Below are 18149 nucleotides of genomic sequence, written 5' to 3'. Positions count from 1 at the left end.
GCACAGATCATGAGCAGCATCACCTTCATCGGTGCGGGGAACATGGCCCGCACGATCGGCGCGCTCGCGGTAGCGGGCGGCAACACCGTCGAGATCATGGCACGCGATCAGTCCAAGGCCGAGGGCCTGGCCAAGACGCTGGGCGGCGGCACGACGACGGGTGAGTGGGGCGCCGTCCCGGCCGGGGACATCGTCATCACGGCCATGTTGTACGACGGGGTCGTTCCGACCGTCGCCCAGTACGGGGACGCCCTCGCGGGCAAGACCATCGTCGATATCAGCAACCCGTTCAACACCACGGGCGATGGCCTGGCCCACAGCGAGGAGACCTCGATCGCGCAGGAGGTCGCCAAGGTGGCCCCGGCCGACGCCAACGTGTTCAAGGCCTTCAACACCATCTTCCGCGGCGTTCTGGAGAACGGCCGGCCCGATGTCTTCTTCGCCGGTGACGACCCGCAGGCCAAGGCGGATGTCGCGGCGTTCATCGAGAGCCTCGGACTGCGCCCGCTGGACGTCGGAGGCCTGAAAATGGCGCATTGGCTCGAAGGAGCGGGCGTTCTCACGGTAGGCCTCGCCGGTAACGGGATCGGCCACGGGAACTTCGCCCTGGGCGTCAACGAGTTTACGGACTGACCCCCGGGCCGGCTGACCAGGCAATCGGAAAGCAGGGCGCCGTGCGCTCTGGCTCATTGGTGGAACCACCGACTCGTCGATTTCAGATTTCAGAAGTCAGATGTCAATAGTGGCGAAATAGTTCGCCCGAGGAGGCCCAACGCAATGCAGCTCGGTGTGGTGATTCCCCTTGTCGGGCCTGCGATCAGCGACGCCCCCGCCCTGAGCGCTTTCGTCTGCGGACTCGAGGACCTCGGCTACGACACCCTGTGGGTCGGCGATCGCCTGGTCACGCCGGTTGATCTGGGCAACGGCTATCTGGACCGGGGGCCACAGATGGCCCGCTCCTTCGATCCGATGCTGCTGTTGACCGTCGCTGCGGCGGCGACCGACCGGGTGCGCCTGAACACCAGCACGCTCAGCACGTTCTACTACGAGCCGCCGCACCTGGCCCGGCAGTTGACCACGCTCGACGTGCTCAGCGGCGGCCGCCTCGGCGTTGGTGTGGGGGTGGGGTGGATGAAGCAGGAGTACGACGTCGCCCGCAGCGCGGACTGGAGCCGGCGCGGCAAGATGCTCGATGACATGCTGGCGTTCCTGCGGGCGTGGTGGACCACGAGTCCCGTGTCCTGGGACAGCGAGTTCTTCACCATGCCACCTGTACACGCCGACCTCCGTCCGGTCCAGGCGGGCGGGCCGCCCATCTGGATCGGTGGTGCCAGCGAGGCGGCGATGCGCCGGGTCGGCCGCAGCGGGGTCGGCTGGCTCGGGGTCGAAGGGCCGGCGCCCGCCGCGTCGGTCAGTAGTCAGGACGAGGGCGCAGGCCGCCTGTGGTCGATCGCGCGTCGAGCGGCGGAGGAGGCCGGCCGTGATCCCGACGCACTCAAGACGGCCATGCGGATCAACCTCGAGCCGGGCACATCCGTCGAATCGGTCGCGGACCAACTGAAGCGGTACGCCGAATCCGGTGTCGATGAGGCGTACTTCGATGCCTTCACGATGTTCGCCGGCCTTGACCAGCTGCTCGACTTCGCCGGCCAGGTGATCGAGCGTACCGGCCGGCTGTGACCACCGAAGAAACGACGGGCGGGCAAGCCGCTCGATTCGGATCAGAGGAAGAGAGTCTCACCATGAGCAGTATCAGTTTCATCGGTCTGGGGGGCATGACCCACGCCATCGCCTCACGTGCGGTAGCGGGCGGCAACTCCGTCGAGCTGATCGGCCGCGACGCCGCCAAGGCCAAGGGCCTGGCCGCCGAGCTCGGCGCCGGGGCCACGGTGGGGACCTTCGGCGCCGTCCCTGAGGGCGACATCGTTGTCCTCGCGGTGCCCTACACCAGCGCCGTTCCGGTCGTCGCCCAGTACGGGGATGCCTTGGCCGGCAAGGTCATCATCGACATCTCCAACACCTTCGACGCCGACGCCACCGGAGTGGTCACTCCCGAGGGCACGTCCGGTGCGCAGGAGATCGCCAAGGCGGCCCCGGCGAGCGCGCACGTGGTGAAGGCGTTCAACACAGTGTTCGGCCATGTCCTGGTCCAGGAGCGTCCGTTGGACGTGCTCTTCGCCGGAGACGACGCACGGGCCAAGGCCGACGTGTCGGCGTTCATCGCGAGCCTCGGACTGCGTCCCCTCGATGTCGGCGGCCTGGAGATGGCCCGCTGGCTGGAAGGGATCGGGCCGCTGCTGATGGGCCTGGCCCGGAACGGCGCGGGGACCTTCGACATCGCCCTCGGCGTCGACCTCCGCGGCTGAGCACACCCGCACCACCACCCCGCACCAGCACTTCGCGCACCACATCACTGACAAGGAGCAGTACCTTGCGTGTCTTCGTCACTGGCGGGACCGGCCATTCCGGGTCGTACATCATCCCCGAACTCATCGCCGCAGGACACGAGGTCACCGGCCTCGTCCGGTCGGACACGGCCGCCGCGGCACTGTCCGCGCTCGGCGCGAAGATACGCCGCGGCGACCTCCAGGACCTCGACGGGCTCAAGGAAGCGGCCGCGGACTCCGACGGCGTCATCCACGTCGCGCACCGGCAGGACCTGCTTCCGTCCGGCGGGATGGCGGCCGTGGCCGCCGCGGAGCTCCCGGTCATGCTCGCGTACGGCGAGGCCCTCGCGGGGACCGGTAAGCCGCTGGTCGCGGCGGGGAGCATCGGCTCGCCCGGGACCGGGACGTACCTGGGCCGGCCGGGTACCGAGGAGGACCCGGCACTGCCCGTCGGCGACGAGCACAAGGGCACCCTGCGGGCCCGTAACGTCGTGGAGTCCGCCGTCATCGGACTCGCCGAGCAGAAGGTACGGTCCTCGGTCGTGCGGATCGCCAACATCATGCACAGCACGACCGATCGTGGCTTTCTCCCCATGCTGATCGCGCTCGCGAAGGAGAAGGGCTTCGCCGGCTACCCCGGAGACGGCGCGAACCGGTGGAACGCCGTGCCCGCCCGCGATGCCGCCTCCCTGTTCCGACTGGCGCTGGAGAAGGGCCCGGCCGGCAGCTACTGGCACGCGGTCGAGGACGGGGGCGTCCCGTTCCGCGAGATCGCCGAGGCCATCGGCAGCCGCCTCGGCCTGCCCGCCGTGAGCGTTCCCCTGGACGAGCTGATCCTGCCGGCACATTTCGGCTTCCTTACGAACGTCGTCACGCAGAGCTACCCGACGTCCAACCTCATCACCCGCCGGACCCTCGGCTGGGAGCCGGCTCAGCCCCGCCTCCTCGCCGATCTGGACAACGGCCACTACTTCCCCGCCGGCTGACAGCAGGGGGCCCGGGTCGCGACGAGTCCGGCGCATGGCAAGAGCGAGGCTCTTACGACGAGGCTCGTACCAGGACAAGGTTCTTCCGGAAGGACGCCGAGAACATGATGACTGTGGGATTCATCGGAAGCGGATCCATCGGCAGCACCCTCGCGCGGCTCGCCGTCGAGGCCGGACATCAGGTCGTGCTCAGCAACTCGCGCGGTCCCGGGACGCTCGCGGACACGGTCGCGAGACTGGGTCCGGGGGCATCCGCGGCGACGAGCGAGGAAGCCGCGGCGGCCGGTGACATCGTCGTGGTCACCGTGCCGGTCGCGGCCTTCCCCGACCTTCCCGCCGCACCACTGGTGGGAAAGACGGTCATCGACACGTGCAACTACGGCCCCGAGCGTGACGGACACATTCCCGAGCTCGACAGTGGGTCGCTCACCTCGAGCGAACTGCTGCTGCGCCACGTCCCGGACGCCGGACTCGTGAAGGCGTTCAACACCATCTACTTCAAGCACCTGCTGTCACTCGCCCGCCCGGCGGGGGCGGCCGACCGGTCGTACCTGCCGATCGCCGGGGACTCGGTGCCGGCGAAGGCGGCGGTCACCGACTTCATCGACTCCATCGGGTACGGCGTGGTGGATGCGGGGCGGCTGGCCGACAGCTGGCGGCAGGCGACGGGCACACCGGTGTGGGGCAGCCCTTATGGGCCGTACTCGAACGAGAAGGGCCGGCCCGCCGGCGACGACGTCATCCGCGCGGCACTGGCCATCGCCACGCGGTGACCGCGAGTCGGCGACGGCGTCGACCAGGTCCAGGCGCTGTCGCACGACCAGCACATGAGCACGGCCAGGAGAGGCACATGACCGACCACCCGCCGCTGATCGCTGTGACCGATGAGGAACTCGAAGACCTGCGCGCGCGACTGCGCGCCACCCGGTGGCCCACCCGGTGGCCCGTCGACGGCTGGGAAGCGGGCGCCGACACCACTGAGGTGCGCCGCCTGGCGGAGTACTGGGCCGCAGGCTATGACTGGCGCGCCCACGAGGCGCGGATCAACGCCCTGCCGCACCACACGGCCGTCATCGGCGGCACACCCGTCCATTACCTCCGGTTCGACGGCGAGCGACCGGGCGCCCTGCCGATCGTGCTGAGCCACGGCTGGCCCAGCACCTTCCTGGAGCTCACCGACCTCGCCCGGCGTCTCGCGGAGCCGTCGCAGCACGGCGGCGACGCGTCCGACGCGTTCACGGTCGTCGTCCCCTCGCTGCCCGGCTACGGGTTCTCGCCGCAACGCCCGGACCTCCCGCCGACGCTCCAGACCCACCAGATCTGGCACCGGCTCATGCGGGACGAGCTCGGCTTCGACCGGTACGCCGCCCACGGCGGGGACCTGGGCGCGGGCATCACCTCGCGTCTGGGTGAGGCCTACCCGGAGTCGCTGGCCGGCATCCACCTGCTCGCCGTCGCCGCACCCGAGGAGTACGACGCCGCGGGCCTCACCCTGGACGAACAGGCCCACCTCGACCAGGTCGCCAACTGGAGCGCGGAGGAGGGCGGTTACCAGCACCAGCAGAACACCCGGCCCTCACCCTGGCCCACGCGCTGTCCGACTCTCCGGCCGGCCTGCTGGCCTGGATCGTGGAGAAGTACCGCGCCTGGAGCGACTCGGGCGGCGACCTGTCGTCCCGGTTCACCGACGACTTCGTCCTCACCCAGGCCTCCCTGTACTGGTTCACCGGCACGATCTCGACGTCGTTCCGGCCCTACTACGAGTACGCCCGCAATCTGACCCGGCGCGTCGAGAAGGTCGAAGTGCCCACCGCCGTCGCCGTCTTCCCCGCCGACCTCACCTGGCCCCCGCGCTCCTGGGCCGAACGCACCTACAACATCACCCGGTACACGTTGATGCCGCGCGGCGGACACTTCGCCGCCCACGAAGAGCCCGGACTGCTCGCCGACGACATCACCGAGTTCTTCCGCCAACTGCGCTGAGACCGACCCGGCAGCAGTCCAGGAGCGGGCCGGCCACCCTCAGGTCACCAGACCGCTGCGATAGACGTGGACCACCGCCCGCACACGGTCCCGCAGGCCGAACTTGGTCTGGATGCGCGACACGTACGTCCTGACGGTCTCCGGGGTGATCACCGGCGTTGCGGCGATCTCACCGTTCGAAGGGCCGTTGGCGATCAGGCGCAGCACCTCGAGCTCGCGGGGCGTCAGTCCGGTGTTGCCGGCCGGGCTCTCGGCGGGGCGGATCCGCGCCGCGTACCGGCCGATGACCCGCCGGGTCACCTCGGGCGCCAGCAGCGCCTCCCCGGTTGCGACCGTGCGGATGCCGTTCAGGAGCGACCACCTCGGGGCCGGGCTGGGCGTCGATGATCGTCGCGATTCCCGCCCGCGATCGACCCGCTCGGTCCGCCGAACGGATCGATCGCGGGCGGGGCCTCAGGGCGTGCGGAGCTTGAGAGCCCGCACCGAGGCGTAGAACGCGGCGACGTCCGCCGGCCGGAACAGGGAGCGGCCGGTGAGGCGGGAGACGCGGTCCAGCCGGTTGCGGACGGTGTTGCGGTGGCAGTACAGGGTCTCCGCGATCTCCGTGGTGGAACCGGAGTCGGAGTCCAGCCATGCGGTGAGCGTCTCCATGAGGTCCTTGCGGTCCGGCGCCGCCAGGACCGGGTCCAGGAGGGCGACGGCCAGCCGCAGCGCCAGATCGTGCCCGGCCGCGACCAGGGCCGCAGCCGGATCGTGATCGAGCGTGACCGCCCGGTGCGTGCCGACGGGCAGCGACGCCTGGGCCAGCGTGGCCAGCCGCAGCGCGTCGGCGCTCTCGCGCAGTCTCCCGTACGCAGGGCTGAGACCCGCACGCCCCATGACCGCGGCGCCGACGACTCCCAGCACGAGCGCCGGTCCCGGCACACGGGACGAACCGGAGACGACAGCCGGTTCCGGCAGCGCGACGATGCCCGCGAGGCCGTCGGGACGAGGGCGCCAGGCGGAGCGCACTCCGTTCCGTAGCAGCGCCTGTTCCATCGCGGTGACGTCGCTGTGCTCGGCGACGACGCAGATGTACGGCCCCTGTTCGGGCAGGCCCAGGGAGGCGCCGGTGCCACCGAGCATCGCCCAGTCGGCGGTCTTGCCGTTCAGGAGCGCGTCGAGCAGCAACAGCCGCTGCAGTTCATCGGCTCGCGCCAGCCCGACCAGCGTGTCCCGGTAGACGTCGTTGACCGTGTGCGACGCGGCGTCCAGCAGGGACCAGATCGACATGGAGGCCTGCGCGATGTCGTCCATCGTCGTGCCGGGCTGCCCCTTGGCGCAGTCGATGAGGGAATGCGCCAACAGGCGGTAGCCGATACGGAAGGCATGCAGGACCGCATCGACCGGAACGCCCTGCGTGGCCCGCCGCCTTACACACTGCCTGGTGGAGTCCGTACGTATCGGGCGGCGCTCGGCCATGCACGTCAGCTGCTCGTGCAGGTTGCGCTCGTTGAAGTCCCGTACGTCGGCCTGGACCTCCCGGCTCAACCGGGCGTAGGGAGGGATCTCGGCGGTGATCGTGCGGAACAGGTCGTCAGCGAGGACGTCGACCCGCTCCAGCAGCTCCGCGGCGCATACCGACAACAGCGGAGGAACGGTCAGACCGCCATCGGCGTGCTGCTCTGGCATGCCGGTCAGCATACGGTTCACCGCCCGGTCCGCAATTGTGCGGTCGCACAAGACGGAGGCCGTACCCGAGGTCGTCCGCCCACCGCTTACCGCGCCTGTTGTGCCTGAGCATTTCCTCACGAGCCGCTGAGGAGAACTGATGCTGAACCTGTCGTCCCTGCTGGAGCACAGCGCCCGGGAGCACCCCGGCCGAATCGCGCTGGTCCTCGGTGACACCCGCCTGACCTACGCCGAGCTGCTGGCACGATCCCAGGACATCGCCGGAGCGCTGCGGCTCCGCGGGATCGGCAAGGGCGACAAGGTGGCGCTGTCCTGCCCGAACGTGCCGGACTTCCCGGCCGCCTACTTCGGCATACTCAGCGTCGGAGCGGTCGTGGTGCCGCTCAATGTGCTGCTGCGGCCGCAGGAGGTCGCGTACCACCTCACCGACTCCGGAGCCAGGGCCCTCCTCTGCTTCGAGGACACCCCCCAGCTGCCCCTGGCCGAGGTGGGCAAGGCGGGATTCGACCAGGCGCCCGACTGCGAACACCTCCTCCCGCTGCACCGGATCGGGCACACGGGGACCGCCGACGCCGGGACCGCCGACGCGGTGGCCACGGCGGCGGAGGACACCGCGGTGATCCTCTACACCAGCGGCACGACGGGACGGCCCAAGGGCGCCGAACTCACCCACCGCAACATGGTGATGAACGCCATGGTCGCCGACCGGCTGTTCACGGCGGCCGACGACGAGGTGATGCTCGCAGCCCTCCCGCTGTTCCACGCCTTCGGCCAGAGCGCGGTGATGAACATGGGCCTGCTCAGGGGCGCCACGCTCGTTCTGCAGCCGCGCTTCGACGCCGAAGAGGCCCTCCGGCTGATGCACCGCGAGGGCGTCACCTTCTTCGCGGGCGTCCCGACGATGTACTGGGCCCTGCTCGGCGCGCTCGGCACCCAGCACGAGGCGGCGACACCCCCACGTCTGCGCACCGCCGTCTCCGGGGGAGCCGCGCTGCCCGTCGAGGTGCTCCAGCAGTTCGGGAAGACCTTCGGCGTGGGAGTGCAGGAAGGGTACGGCCTTTCGGAGACCTCGCCCGTGGCCTGCTTCAACCCGCCCGGAACGCCGCCGAGGCCCGGGTCGATCGGCCGGCCGGTGTGGGGCGTGCAGATGAAGCTCATCGACGATGCCTGGCAGGACGTTCCGGCGGACGGCCGGGGTGAGATCGCGATCCGCGGACACAACATCATGAAGGGCTACCACCGGCGGCCCGACGACACGGCCTCGGTGATGAACGACGGCTGGTTCCGTACCGGAGACATCGCCCGGCGTGACGCGGACGGCTACTACTACATCGTGGACCGGGTCAAAGACCTGATCATCCGAGGCGGGTTCAACGTCTACCCGCGCGAGATCGAAGAGGTACTGATCACGCATCCGGCCGTGAGCATGGCCGCCGTGGTGGGCGTACGACACGCCACACACGGCGAGGACGTCAAGGCGTTCGTCATCCCGGTGCCCGGCACGGAGCTGAGCGAGGCGGAACTGATCGCCTGGTGCCGCGAGCGCATGGCTGCCTACAAGTACCCGCGCAGCGTGGAGTTCCGCGACAGCCTTCCTCTGACGTCCACCGGCAAGATCCTCAAGCGCGGGCTGACGGCCGGGACCGCCGGGGAAGCCGGCCCGGCCTGATCAGCAGCCCGGGCGCAGAGACCGTGCACAGCCGCCCGGGCGCAGAGACCGTGCACAGCCGCCCGGGCGCGGAAGCCGTGCACAGCCGCCCGGCGCAGAGGCCGGCCGGTGGCAGGCGCGATCGCACAGAAACGGAAGGCCGGTCTCGCCCCAAGGACGTGCCATTGCGCACCGATTGTGATCCGGAAGAATCCCTCAGTTCGCCCCGACGTCAGGAGACGCCCATGTCGTGGAGAAGGAAACTGCTCGTCCCGTTGGCCGCACTCACCCTCGTCCTGTCCGCGTCGGCCGCTGCGGGCGCAGCGCCGGCCCCCCTGTCCACCGGTCCCGCCACGGCCACGAGTGCCTTCGGCGCCCCCGGGCCCTACGCCACCGCTGTGGAAGTCGGGCTGATCACCACCCTGTACTACCCGCGTGACATCGCGAGCAGCGAGCGTCGCCACCCCGTGATCGTGTGGGGCAACGGCACCAGCGGTATCCCCCTCGTCTACCGGGACCTGCTGCTCCACTGGGCAAGCCAGGGGTTCATCGTCGCCGCGGCCAACACTCCGCAGTCCAACCTCGGCATCTCCATGCGCGCAGGCATCGACATGCTCACCCACCGGAACGCCGACCCGGGCAGCATCTTCCACAACCGCGTCGACCTGGAACACATCGGCGCGTCGGGGCACTCCCAAGGGGGCGCTGCCGCCATAGTCGTGGGCGCGGACCCCCGCATCGACGCCATCCTGCCCATCCAGCCCGGCCCGCTCGCCGACATCGACGCCGTGCACGTCCCCGCACTCCTCCTGGCCGGTGAGAAGGACAGCATCGTCTTCCCCTTCCTGGTCAAGGCCTTCTACAACGCAGCCGATCACATCCCGGCTCTCTACGGAGAGCTGCGCGGGGCCGACCACTTCACGATCGTGGGCGACCCCGGCCCGTTCGCCGCGCCGACCACCGCCTGGTTCCGTGCCCAGCTCATGGGCGACGAGACTGCCCGCGCCCAGTTCTTCGGCCCCGGGTGCGGGATCTGCACCGATAGCACCACGTGGTCCGACGTCCGCCGCAACAGCCTGGCTCTGAGCATTCCGGCGACGACGACCCCGTAACGGGCTGCCGCCGCCCACCGGGCACCGCCCTGCCTGCGGTGCCCGGTCTCCCGTATCCGCCTCCCCCGTGCGCCTCCGGCGACGGGGGAGGCGGGCACATCTCGTGAAAGGACAGACATGGACGCCATCGCGACCACCTGCCGAGGCCGGGTCCGGGGCCGCGGCCGGGACGGAATCGCCACCTTCCTCGGCATTCCCTACGCCGCCGCCCCGTTCGGGCCCCATCGCTTTCGCGCCCCTGCGCCCGTCGAGCCGTGGGAAGGGCTGCGCGACGCGCTCGGCTACGGGCCGACCGCGCCGCAGCGCCCCTACCGTCCGCCCCTCGACCGGTTGATTCCCGACGTGGACATCCCGGGGGAGGAGTGCCTCAACCTCAACGTCTGGACGCCGGACCCGGGTGGGGGACCGCTGCCGGTGATGGTGTGGATCCACGGAGGGTCCCTGCGCAACGGCTCGGGGGCCCTGCCCCTGTACGACGGCCGGGCCTTCGCACGCGACGGCATCGTGCTGGTCACCGTCAACTACCGGCTCGGGGTGGAGGGGTTCGGGGTGTTCCCCGACGCACCCGACAACCGGGGCCTGCTGGACCAGATCGCGGCCCTGGGCTGGGTCAAGGAGAACATCGCGGCCTTCGGCGGGGACCCGGAGAACGTCACGGTGTGCGGCGAGTCAGCCGGGGCTGTCAGCATCGCCGCCCTGATGACCAGCCCGCGCGCGGCCGGCCTCTTCCACCGGGCCGTCCTGCAGAGCGGCCCGCCGCAGACGGTGTCACGCAGCCGGGGAGCGAAGACCGTGCGTGCGATGGCGAAGGCGCTGAGGGTGCCCGCCACGGCGGAGGCGTTCGCGGCGGTGGACCGCGAGTTGCTGCTGGACGTACAGACCGAAGTCGTCGGCAAGGCGGATCCGATCAGTGGGGGGCTCGGCTTCCACCTCGTGGTCGACGGCGACGTGGTTCCGGCCGAGCCGTCGCTGCCCACCGTCGATCTGCTGATGGGCTGCAACCGGGAGGAGTACCGGCTTTGGTTCGTGCCGAGCGGGATGGTGGACCGCGTCAACGCCCTCTCGCTCCGGCTGGCCCTCCTGAAGTTCCGGGTCCCGTGGAGCGTCGCCAGGCTGTACAAGGCCTCCAGGCCGGGCGCGAAGCCCGGGGTGATCCTCGGCGAGATGGCCACCGACCTGCTCGTGCGCGGACCGCTCAACCGACTGGCCGACTCGCGGCCGGCCCGGACGTTCCTGTACGAGTTCGCGTGGCCCTCGCCCGTACTCGGCCTGGGCGCCTGCCATGCACTGGAGATCGGCTTCGTCTTCGACAACCTCCACCACGGTGAAGCGCTCACCGGCCCGGATGCTCCTCAGCCGCTGGCCGACGCCATGCACCGGGCCTGGGTCGCGTTCGCTTCCTCGGGTGACCCGGGGTGGTCCGCCTGGGACGCGAGCCGGCCGGTGATGGTCTTCGGCCATCCCGAGGCGGGGGTGGCCCTCGCGCCGCGCCAGGAGGAACTGCGGGCCTGGCTCCAGCGGTGGGAACCGTCCGGACCCTGATCCACGGCACCGGGCCTGTCCGGCCCCTCGCGGCGTGTATCAGGGTCCGGACAGTTCCCGGAGGCGCTTCACCCGTCGGTTGACCCTGCCCAGGTCGATGCCGACCACCCGCGCCGCCTGCCCGAACGGGGTGCAGAGGACGGACCCGTCGGCCTGGCATGCTCCGGCCCAGTGCGATCGGACCGCCCACGATAGAACGCGCTTGCTCTCGTGGGATCACACGCTCGTGAGACGTTCCCGGCGACTTCGGTGCTCGCCGGATGTGCCGCTCATTCTCCTCTAAATCAAGCGAACATAGGGCAGTTGGCCAGTCAGTTGAAGCGCTTCACCCGGTGAGGGTGTCCAGAGCCTTGCCAGCCCAGCGCACGCAGTCCTATTCTCACAACGAGAAAGCGCTTTCCATTCAGTCAACCCCGTTCCGGTGGCAGTGGAGTCGTGGCAGGGCAGTTGCTGCGACCTCATGAACGAGCCGCCAGTGATCCGGAACGGGACTGCACTCACGGTGCCGGCACGTCATGGGGTCACGAACCACGCCATGGTGACGACGCATCGAGCCGTCCTTGGGGAGTTCGAGGGCGACGACCCTTTGCGGCAGCGGTGATCCCGCGGCCGGCGCCGACACAGCTTCAGGTCGCAAGAGCGCGGCCCGCCCCATCGCACCGACAAGAGCACGTGCCACCACGCCGATCGGGCCTGTCCAGTGAGAACGGCAGTCGACGGACGGACCGCCGAGATGACATGGGCATGCCATTTTGTATCCGGCATCGAAGACGAACAAGGAGATACCAGCGTGAAAAGACGAGTCGCACTGCGCCTGTACGCGGCGCTCACCACGGCCACCCTCGCCGCCGCGACCGGTGTCGTCGTGTCGATGCCGTCGGCATCGGCCGCGACCACCGGGGCCACCGGCTACGCGACGCAGAACGGCGGGACCACCGGCGGTGCGGGCGGACAGACGGTCCGGGCCACCACGGGCACCGCGATCCACCAGGCCCTGTGCAGCCGGGCCAGCAGCAGCACCCCCATCACCATCGAGGTCGAGGGGACGATCAACCACGCCAACACCGCCAAGGTGTCCGGCGACAGCTGCAACACCGCGGCCGGCGTGATCGAGCTCAAGCAGATCAGCAACGTCACGATCGTCGGAGTCGGCAGTGGGGCCGTGTTCGATCAACTGGGCATCCACATACGCCAGTCGAGCAACATCATCATCCAGAACGTGACCGTCCGGAACGTCAAGAAGTCGGGGTCGCCCACGTCCAACGGCGGTGACGCCATCGGCATGGAGAGCGACGTCCGCAACGTCTGGGTCGACCACAGCAGCCTGGAGGCGTCGGGAGGAGAGTCGGAAGGGTTCGACGGCCTCTTCGACATGAAGGACAACACGCAGTACGTGACGTTGTCCTACAGCACCCTGCGCAACTCCGGCCGCGGCGGACTCATCGGGTCGAGCGAGACCGAACTCTCCAACGGCTTCGTCACGTTCCACCACAACCTGTACGAGAACCTCGACTCCCGCACCCCCCTGTTGCGGGGTGGAATCGCCCACATCTACAACAACTACTACGTGAAGCTGAACGAGTCCGGGATCAACTCCCGTGCCGGGGCTCGCGCGAAGGTGGACAACAACTACTTCAAGGACTCCAAGGACGTCCTGGGCACCTTCTACACCGACGCGGCCGGATACTGGCAGGTCAGCGGGAACACGTTCGACAACGTGACCTGGTCCGCCCCCGGCAGTGAGAACAACCCGGCCGGTCCCGACCCGAAGTCCAACACCACGGTCAGCATCCCCTACGCCTACAGCCTCGACGCGGCATCCTGCGTGCCCGGCATCGTGGCCCAGACCGCGGGCGCCAACAAGGGGCTGAAGGTATCGGACGGCAACTGCTCGACGCAGACGCCGACCCCGGACCCGACCGACCCGACGCCCGACCCGACCGACCCCACCCCGGACCCGACCGACCCGACACCGGACCCGACCGGGACCAACCTCAGCATCGCCGCCGGCGCCGACGGGTCAAGCAAGGCCGACGGGACGAGCTACGGCAACGTACGGGACGGTGACCTGAGCACCTACTGGTCGCCCGCCGGGGCCACCGGCTCGGTCTCGGTCAAGTGGGGGACCGCGACCTCCGTCTCGTCCGTCAACATCCGGGAGGCTTCCGGTTCCGCCGGCAGCATCGGGACCTGGAAGGTGCTGAACGGGGACACCGGCGCGGTGCTGGCCACCGGAACCGGAGCGGGCGCCATCTCGATCCCGCGGACCTCGCTGCGCAAGATCACCTTCCAGATCACCGGCTCCACCGGCACCCCGAAGATCGCCGAGTTCGAGACCTACGCCGGATAGCGGCGCGCGCACCGTCCGTCCGGCTCCGGTGCCGATGGTTCCGGACGGACGGTGCGCGGCGGCAGTGTGCCGTCGGCATGACCGCCGCCGCGGGGGCCGTGCCGACGCCGTCACGGGCTGGTGAGGACGACAAGCCGCTGGGTCGCGCGGGTCATGGCCACATAGCGGTCGACCGCTCCTTCGATGCCCGTTCCGAATTGTTCCGGGTCGACGAGGACGACCAGGTCGAACTCGAGGCCCTTCGACAGCTCAGGGGTCAGCGAACGGACCCGGGGCCTCGCCCGGAACGTGGGATCGCCGATGACGCAGGCGATCCCTTCGGCGTGTGCGGCGAGCCATGTGTCGAGGACCGCGTCGAGCTCGTCAGCGGATCCGCGGACCACGGGAATGCCGCTGCTGCGGACGGAGGCCGGCACGTTGGCATCGGGCAGCGCGGCCCGGATGACCGGCTCGGCCTCCGACATGACCTCTTCCGGCGTCCGGTAGTTGATGCTCAGGGATGCCCGGTTGATCCGGTCGAACCCGACGCGTTCCAGTCGTTCCTGCCAGGACTCCGTGAATCCGTGCCTGGCCTGCGCGCGGTCCCCGACGATGGTGAAGCTCCGGGACGGGCAGCGGAGCAGCAGCATCTGCCATTCCGCGTCGGTCAGTTCCTGGGCCTCGTCCACGACGATGTGCGCGAACGGCCCGGCAAGCAGGTCCGGTTCACCGCCCACCCGTGCGGATCCGTCGACCAGGGTGTCCTTCAGGTCCTGGCCGTGCAGCATCGTGACCGCGCCTTCACCGTCGGCATCGGCTTCGAGCAGGGAGTCGATGACATGGGCCATGTGCTCACGCTCGGACGCGACCTCCGCGGCGTGCCGCCGTCTGCGCAGCGATGTCTCCGGGTCGCCGAGCCGCTGGCGTGCCGCGTCGAGCAGGGGCAGGTCGGACACCGTCCAGGCCCGGGCGTCCCCGCGCTGGAGCCGGGACACGTCGTCGCGGCTCAGCCAGGGAGCGCAGACGCGCAGATAGGCGGGTACCGACCACAGGTCCCCGACCAGATCGGCCGCGTCGACCAGCGGCCACGCACCGTCGAATTCCGCGAGCAGCTCCCGGTTCTGCAGAAGGGATTTCCGGAGCAGGTGCTCCGGAACGTCGCTGTTGTCCCGGTCCACCAGGATCGTGACCAGCTCCTCCAGGATCTGGTCACGCGCCTCGTTGTGCGGGATTCCGGGTGCCGATTCGAACGCCACCGCCCAGTCGGCCGCGCTCAGCCGGATGTCGGACCACTGGGTCGTGACCGTCATGCTCTTGGCGGGGGGATCCTCGTAGAACCTGACAGCGGCCTCGATGGCCTTCACCAGATCCGCGGACGACTTGAGCCGGGCCACGTCCGGGTCGGCCTCGACCCCTGCCGCGGCTCCCTCGGTGACCAGGTTGCGCAGGGTGCAGGTCTGCACGCCCTCCTCGCCGAGGCTCGGCAGGACGTCGGCCACGTAGCCGAGATACGGCTCGTGCGGACCGACGAACAGCACGCCGCCGCGGTGGTGGCCGAGGCGCGGATCGGAGTAGAGGAGGTACGCGGAACGGTGCAGGGCGACGACGGTCTTTCCGGTACCCGGGCCGCCGTCGACGACGAGTGCGCCGCGGGATCCCGCACGGATGACGGCGTCCTGGTCGGCCTGGATGGTGCCGAGCACATCGCGCATCCGTGCCGACCGGTTGCCGCCGAGCGTGGCGATGAAGGCGGACTGGTCGTCGAGCGCCGCGTGCCCGGCGCCCCCGTCCGGCGTGAACACCTCGTCCCAGAAGTCACTGACCCGGCCGCGGGTCCAGCGGTACCTGCGGCGGCTCGCCAGGCCCATCGGGTTGGCATGGGTGGCTCCGAAGAAGGGCTCGGCCGCGGGGGAGCGCCAGTCGGTCAGCAGGCGACGGCCCGTGCTGTCCGTGAGGCCCAGCCGCCCCACGTACACGGGCTCGGGATCGTCCGCGCCGACCATGTGCCCGAGACAGAGGTCCAGGCCGAACCGGCGCAGTGTACGCAGCCGGGCGGTCAGCCGGTGGATCTCGATGTCCCGGTCCATCGCCTGGCGGCCCATGCCGCCTGGCGACCTGCGTTCGGCATCGAGGCGTGCGGAGAGTTCGGCGACCGACTGTTCCAGGCACTCGGCGATGGCCGCGAAGTGCTCTTCGTCAGCGGCGATCAGATGGGGGTCGGCCTTGACGGCGAGCCGGTCGGGCAGATCGAACGCGCTGGTGCTCAAGGGGTTCATGCCATCAGCTCCGATCCGCGGTCGAGCCCGGGAACCGGGGCGGTGCGCATTCCCGCACCTCGTCGTGCGGTGCCCGCGACCGCACGCCGGGTTCCACCAACGGGTCGCCGTCGTGGCGCAACCCGTGAACCGGCACACACATATGCACTGAGTGAATCTCCTGTTTCCGCAGCTTCCGGCGTCACCGGCTTCGGACGCCGACGAGTGATTCTGCGGTACGGCGGGGGCCTTGCGGCAAGCCCCCCACTGCGCTATAAGTTAAAAGTGGCAAGAGGTGGAGCATCCCTCTTGCCTTCTCCCCGGGCAGTGTCCCGGCTGCACCGCAATCCCTCCTCAGGCCCCCGTGGTGGCGAGCCCGGCTGTCGCTGTCCGTGTCGCCTGTTCCGGCACCCATGGCGTCATGTCCGCCACGGTGCCGACGGCGCGCCGGCGGTAGGCGTGGGGCGGCATGCCCACCAGCTCGGTGAAGTGCCTGCGGAAGACACCCGGCGACGAACAGCCGACCATGCGGCGGATATCGGCGTCGTCGAGGTCGCGGTGGAGCAGCAGGCCGCCGGCACGCTCGATACGACGGGCCATCAGATACGCGTACGGGGACTTGCCGTAGGCCAGCCGGAACTGACGGCTGAGCTGCCCGGCCTGCATGGCGGCGCCGCGGGCGAGCGCTTCGACGTCCAGTGGCTGCGCGTACTCCCGGTCGATGCGGTCGCGTACGCGACGCAGGCGTGCGAGGTCGTTCAGGCGCTGTGCCGTGATGCGGGCACGCCCCCACGCGGGGAGACACATACGAGCTCCGTTTCGTCGGCTTCGGGTGCGTGCCTGGAGTGCGGCGTTGCCCCGTAGGGAGCGGGGCGGTCCGTCAGCCCGACGGTTCAGCGGAGCTCCTGAATGCGGACCAGGTTGCCTGCCGGGTCACGGAAGGCGCAGTCGCGGATGCCGTACGGCTGCTCGGTCGGCTCCTGGACCACCTCGGTATCGCTCGACTGCACCTTCTCGAACACGGAGTCGAGGTCCGGGGTGGCCAGCAGGATCCATCCGTAGGTGCCCTTGGCCATCATTTCGGTGATGGTGCGGCGCTCGTCCTCGGTGATGCCGGGGTCGACGGCCGGCGGCGCCAGCAGGATCGACGTGCTGGGCTGCCCGGCGGGCCCCACCGTGATCCAGCGCATCTTGCCCTGCCCGACGTCGCTGCGGACCTCGAAGCCGAGAACGTCGCGGTAGAAGGCCACGGACGCGTCCGGGTCGTCGTGCGGAAGGAAGCTCGTGTGAATGCTGATGTCCATGGCGATCATGCTAGATCCGCCCCTGCGACCCGCGCTTCTTGATTCCTGACCGATTCTGCCGGATCCTCCTTCCGCGCCCAGGCCGATGCGGCTGCTCCGCGCGAGGTCACGGGCGCCGCCCCCACGCGGAGATCATGGGAGCGGTGGCGAGGTCGAGGCGGCCGGTGGCGACGTTGGCCAGGTGGCGCTCGATCTCGTCGTCGGTGGCGAGCCCCTCCGACACCAGAAGGCCGCGGATCTGCCGCACGGTCGCGGCCTCCAGGACGGAACACGCAGGCGAGGTGATCGGGAAGTACGCGTCGGCCTGTACGTCCTCCAGGCCGGCTTCGCGCAGCAGCCTGGGCAGGGTCCGCCCGTACGTGAGGTCCGCGCCCCGGGCCGCCATCAGCGAGCGGAACCCGGAGCGCAGCCGGTTGGCGAGCCGCTGCTGCGGACCGGACTCGTCGGGGCAGAGCAGCGGCTGCAACCCCGGGTCGGCGTCCTCCAGGAGCAGTCGCCCGCCCGGCCGGAGCGCCTGGACCATGCGGCGCAGCGCCTCGGCCCGGTCGGTGACGTGCACCAGGACCAGCCTGGCGTGGACCAGGTCGAAACCGCCGGGAGGCGGCGGGTCGGCCGCCACGTCATGGCGCAGCACCTCGACCACGCCGTCGGTGACGCCCTCGGTCCACGACACGTCGATGTCGGTGGCGACCACCGCTCCGGTCGGGCCGACCCGCTCGGCCAGCCCCAGGGGTACGGAGAGAGAGCCGGCGCCGACCTCCCAGCACCGCATGCCGGTGGTGATGCCGAGCCGGTCGACATGCCGGAACGTCCCCGGATCGAAGAGCTCGCTGAGAGCCCCGAAACGGATGCCCGCCTCCGACTGCCGGTTGTCCAGAAGGTAGCCGCGCTCCGCGTCGTGTTCAGCCATGGCGCGATCCTGTCAGAGGCCG

General features: G+C 70.0%; 16 protein-coding genes and 1 pseudogene. 11 read left to right on the top strand and 6 right to left on the bottom strand.

Annotated features, from left to right (window positions below; all coding sequences use genetic code 11):
• Window positions 1–9 precede the first annotated feature (9 nt).
• The 7 genes from OG446_RS00475 to OG446_RS00445 all read left to right on the top strand — a co-directional run bounded on the left by OG446_RS00475 (window position 10) and on the right by OG446_RS00445 (window position 5356).
• Complete coding sequence (locus OG446_RS00475; protein ID WP_328892091.1) at window positions 10–633, top strand: NADPH-dependent F420 reductase; 624 nt, start codon at window positions 10–12, stop codon at window positions 631–633.
• 144 nt (window positions 634–777) lie between these two features.
• On the top strand, window positions 778–1680 hold the full coding sequence (locus tag OG446_RS00470) for a TIGR03619 family F420-dependent LLM class oxidoreductase (RefSeq protein ID WP_328892090.1): 903 nt from the start codon (window positions 778–780) through the stop codon (window positions 1678–1680).
• Between the two features lie 62 nt (window positions 1681–1742).
• Window positions 1743–2366 carry an NADPH-dependent F420 reductase gene (locus OG446_RS00465; RefSeq protein ID WP_328892089.1) on the top strand — a complete coding sequence of 208 codons (624 nt, stop codon included), beginning with the start codon at window positions 1743–1745 and terminating at the stop codon, window positions 2364–2366.
• 65 nt (window positions 2367–2431) lie between these two features.
• Window positions 2432–3373: an SDR family oxidoreductase gene (locus tag OG446_RS00460; protein ID WP_328892088.1), complete on the top strand. Its 942-nt coding sequence runs from the start codon at window positions 2432–2434 to the stop codon at window positions 3371–3373.
• A gap of 104 nt (window positions 3374–3477) precedes the next feature.
• Window positions 3478–4146: an NADPH-dependent F420 reductase gene (locus OG446_RS00455; protein ID WP_389257146.1), complete on the top strand. Its 669-nt coding sequence runs from the start codon at window positions 3478–3480 to the stop codon at window positions 4144–4146.
• A gap of 77 nt (window positions 4147–4223) precedes the next feature.
• Window positions 4224–5153: an epoxide hydrolase family protein gene (locus OG446_RS00450; RefSeq protein ID WP_328892087.1), complete on the top strand. Its 930-nt coding sequence runs from the start codon at window positions 4224–4226 to the stop codon at window positions 5151–5153.
• Window positions 5154–5176: 23 nt separating this feature from the next.
• A complete protein-coding gene (locus OG446_RS00445; protein WP_328892086.1) occupies window positions 5177–5356 on the top strand; it encodes an alpha/beta fold hydrolase in 180 nt (59 codons plus the stop codon).
• Window positions 5357–5395: 39 nt separating this feature from the next.
• Here the strand turns inward: OG446_RS00445 and OG446_RS00440 are convergent.
• Window positions 5396–5725, bottom strand: a pseudogene (locus tag OG446_RS00440) (response regulator transcription factor); the annotation flags it as partial.
• A gap of 84 nt (window positions 5726–5809) precedes the next feature.
• Window positions 5810–7027 (bottom strand): PucR family transcriptional regulator, encoded by a 1218-nt coding sequence (locus OG446_RS00435; RefSeq protein WP_328892085.1) that lies wholly within the window; start codon window positions 7025–7027, stop codon window positions 5810–5812.
• A gap of 139 nt (window positions 7028–7166) precedes the next feature.
• On the opposite strand from OG446_RS00435, the gene OG446_RS00430 reads away from it, so the two are divergent.
• The 4 genes from OG446_RS00430 to OG446_RS00415 all read left to right on the top strand — a co-directional run bounded on the left by OG446_RS00430 (window position 7167) and on the right by OG446_RS00415 (window position 13679).
• The gene (locus OG446_RS00430; RefSeq protein ID WP_328892084.1) at window positions 7167–8696 is read left to right on the top strand and encodes a long-chain-fatty-acid--CoA ligase; all 1530 of its coding nucleotides are present in this window, start codon (window positions 7167–7169) and stop codon (window positions 8694–8696) included.
• A gap of 224 nt (window positions 8697–8920) precedes the next feature.
• Window positions 8921–9787 carry an alpha/beta hydrolase family protein gene (locus OG446_RS00425; RefSeq protein ID WP_328892083.1) on the top strand — a complete coding sequence of 289 codons (867 nt, stop codon included), beginning with the start codon at window positions 8921–8923 and terminating at the stop codon, window positions 9785–9787.
• Between the two features lie 117 nt (window positions 9788–9904).
• Window positions 9905–11329, top strand: a complete 1425-nt coding sequence (locus OG446_RS00420) for a carboxylesterase/lipase family protein (protein WP_328892082.1) — start codon at window positions 9905–9907, stop codon at window positions 11327–11329.
• A 790-nt stretch (window positions 11330–12119) separates the two neighbouring features.
• Window positions 12120–13679: a pectate lyase family protein gene (locus tag OG446_RS00415; protein ID WP_328892081.1), complete on the top strand. Its 1560-nt coding sequence runs from the start codon at window positions 12120–12122 to the stop codon at window positions 13677–13679.
• Window positions 13680–13789: 110 nt separating this feature from the next.
• Here OG446_RS00415 and helR read toward each other — a convergent pair whose 3' ends face one another.
• The 4 genes from helR to OG446_RS00395 form a co-directional block, all read right to left on the bottom strand.
• Window positions 13790–15934 carry an RNA polymerase recycling motor ATPase HelR gene (gene helR, locus OG446_RS00410; RefSeq protein WP_328892080.1) on the bottom strand — a complete coding sequence of 715 codons (2145 nt, stop codon included), beginning with the start codon at window positions 15932–15934 and terminating at the stop codon, window positions 13790–13792.
• Between the two features lie 333 nt (window positions 15935–16267).
• Entirely contained in the window at window positions 16268–16720 is a 453-nt protein-coding gene (locus tag OG446_RS00405; protein WP_328892079.1) for an AraC family transcriptional regulator, read from the bottom strand.
• Between the two features lie 86 nt (window positions 16721–16806).
• Window positions 16807–17217, bottom strand: coding sequence for a VOC family protein (locus tag OG446_RS00400; protein ID WP_328892078.1), 411 nt, complete (start codon window positions 17215–17217; stop codon window positions 16807–16809).
• A 106-nt stretch (window positions 17218–17323) separates the two neighbouring features.
• The gene (locus tag OG446_RS00395; protein WP_328892077.1) at window positions 17324–18127 is read right to left on the bottom strand and encodes a methyltransferase domain-containing protein; all 804 of its coding nucleotides are present in this window, start codon (window positions 18125–18127) and stop codon (window positions 17324–17326) included.
• Between the last annotated feature and the right edge of the window lie 22 nt (window positions 18128–18149).

The organism is Streptomyces sp. NBC_00236, assembly GCF_036195045.1.
Classification (GTDB): domain Bacteria; phylum Actinomycetota; class Actinomycetes; order Streptomycetales; family Streptomycetaceae; genus Streptomyces.
The sequence above is the reverse complement of the archived record's forward strand: the minus strand, read 5'-3'. Positions and strand labels throughout refer to the sequence as shown.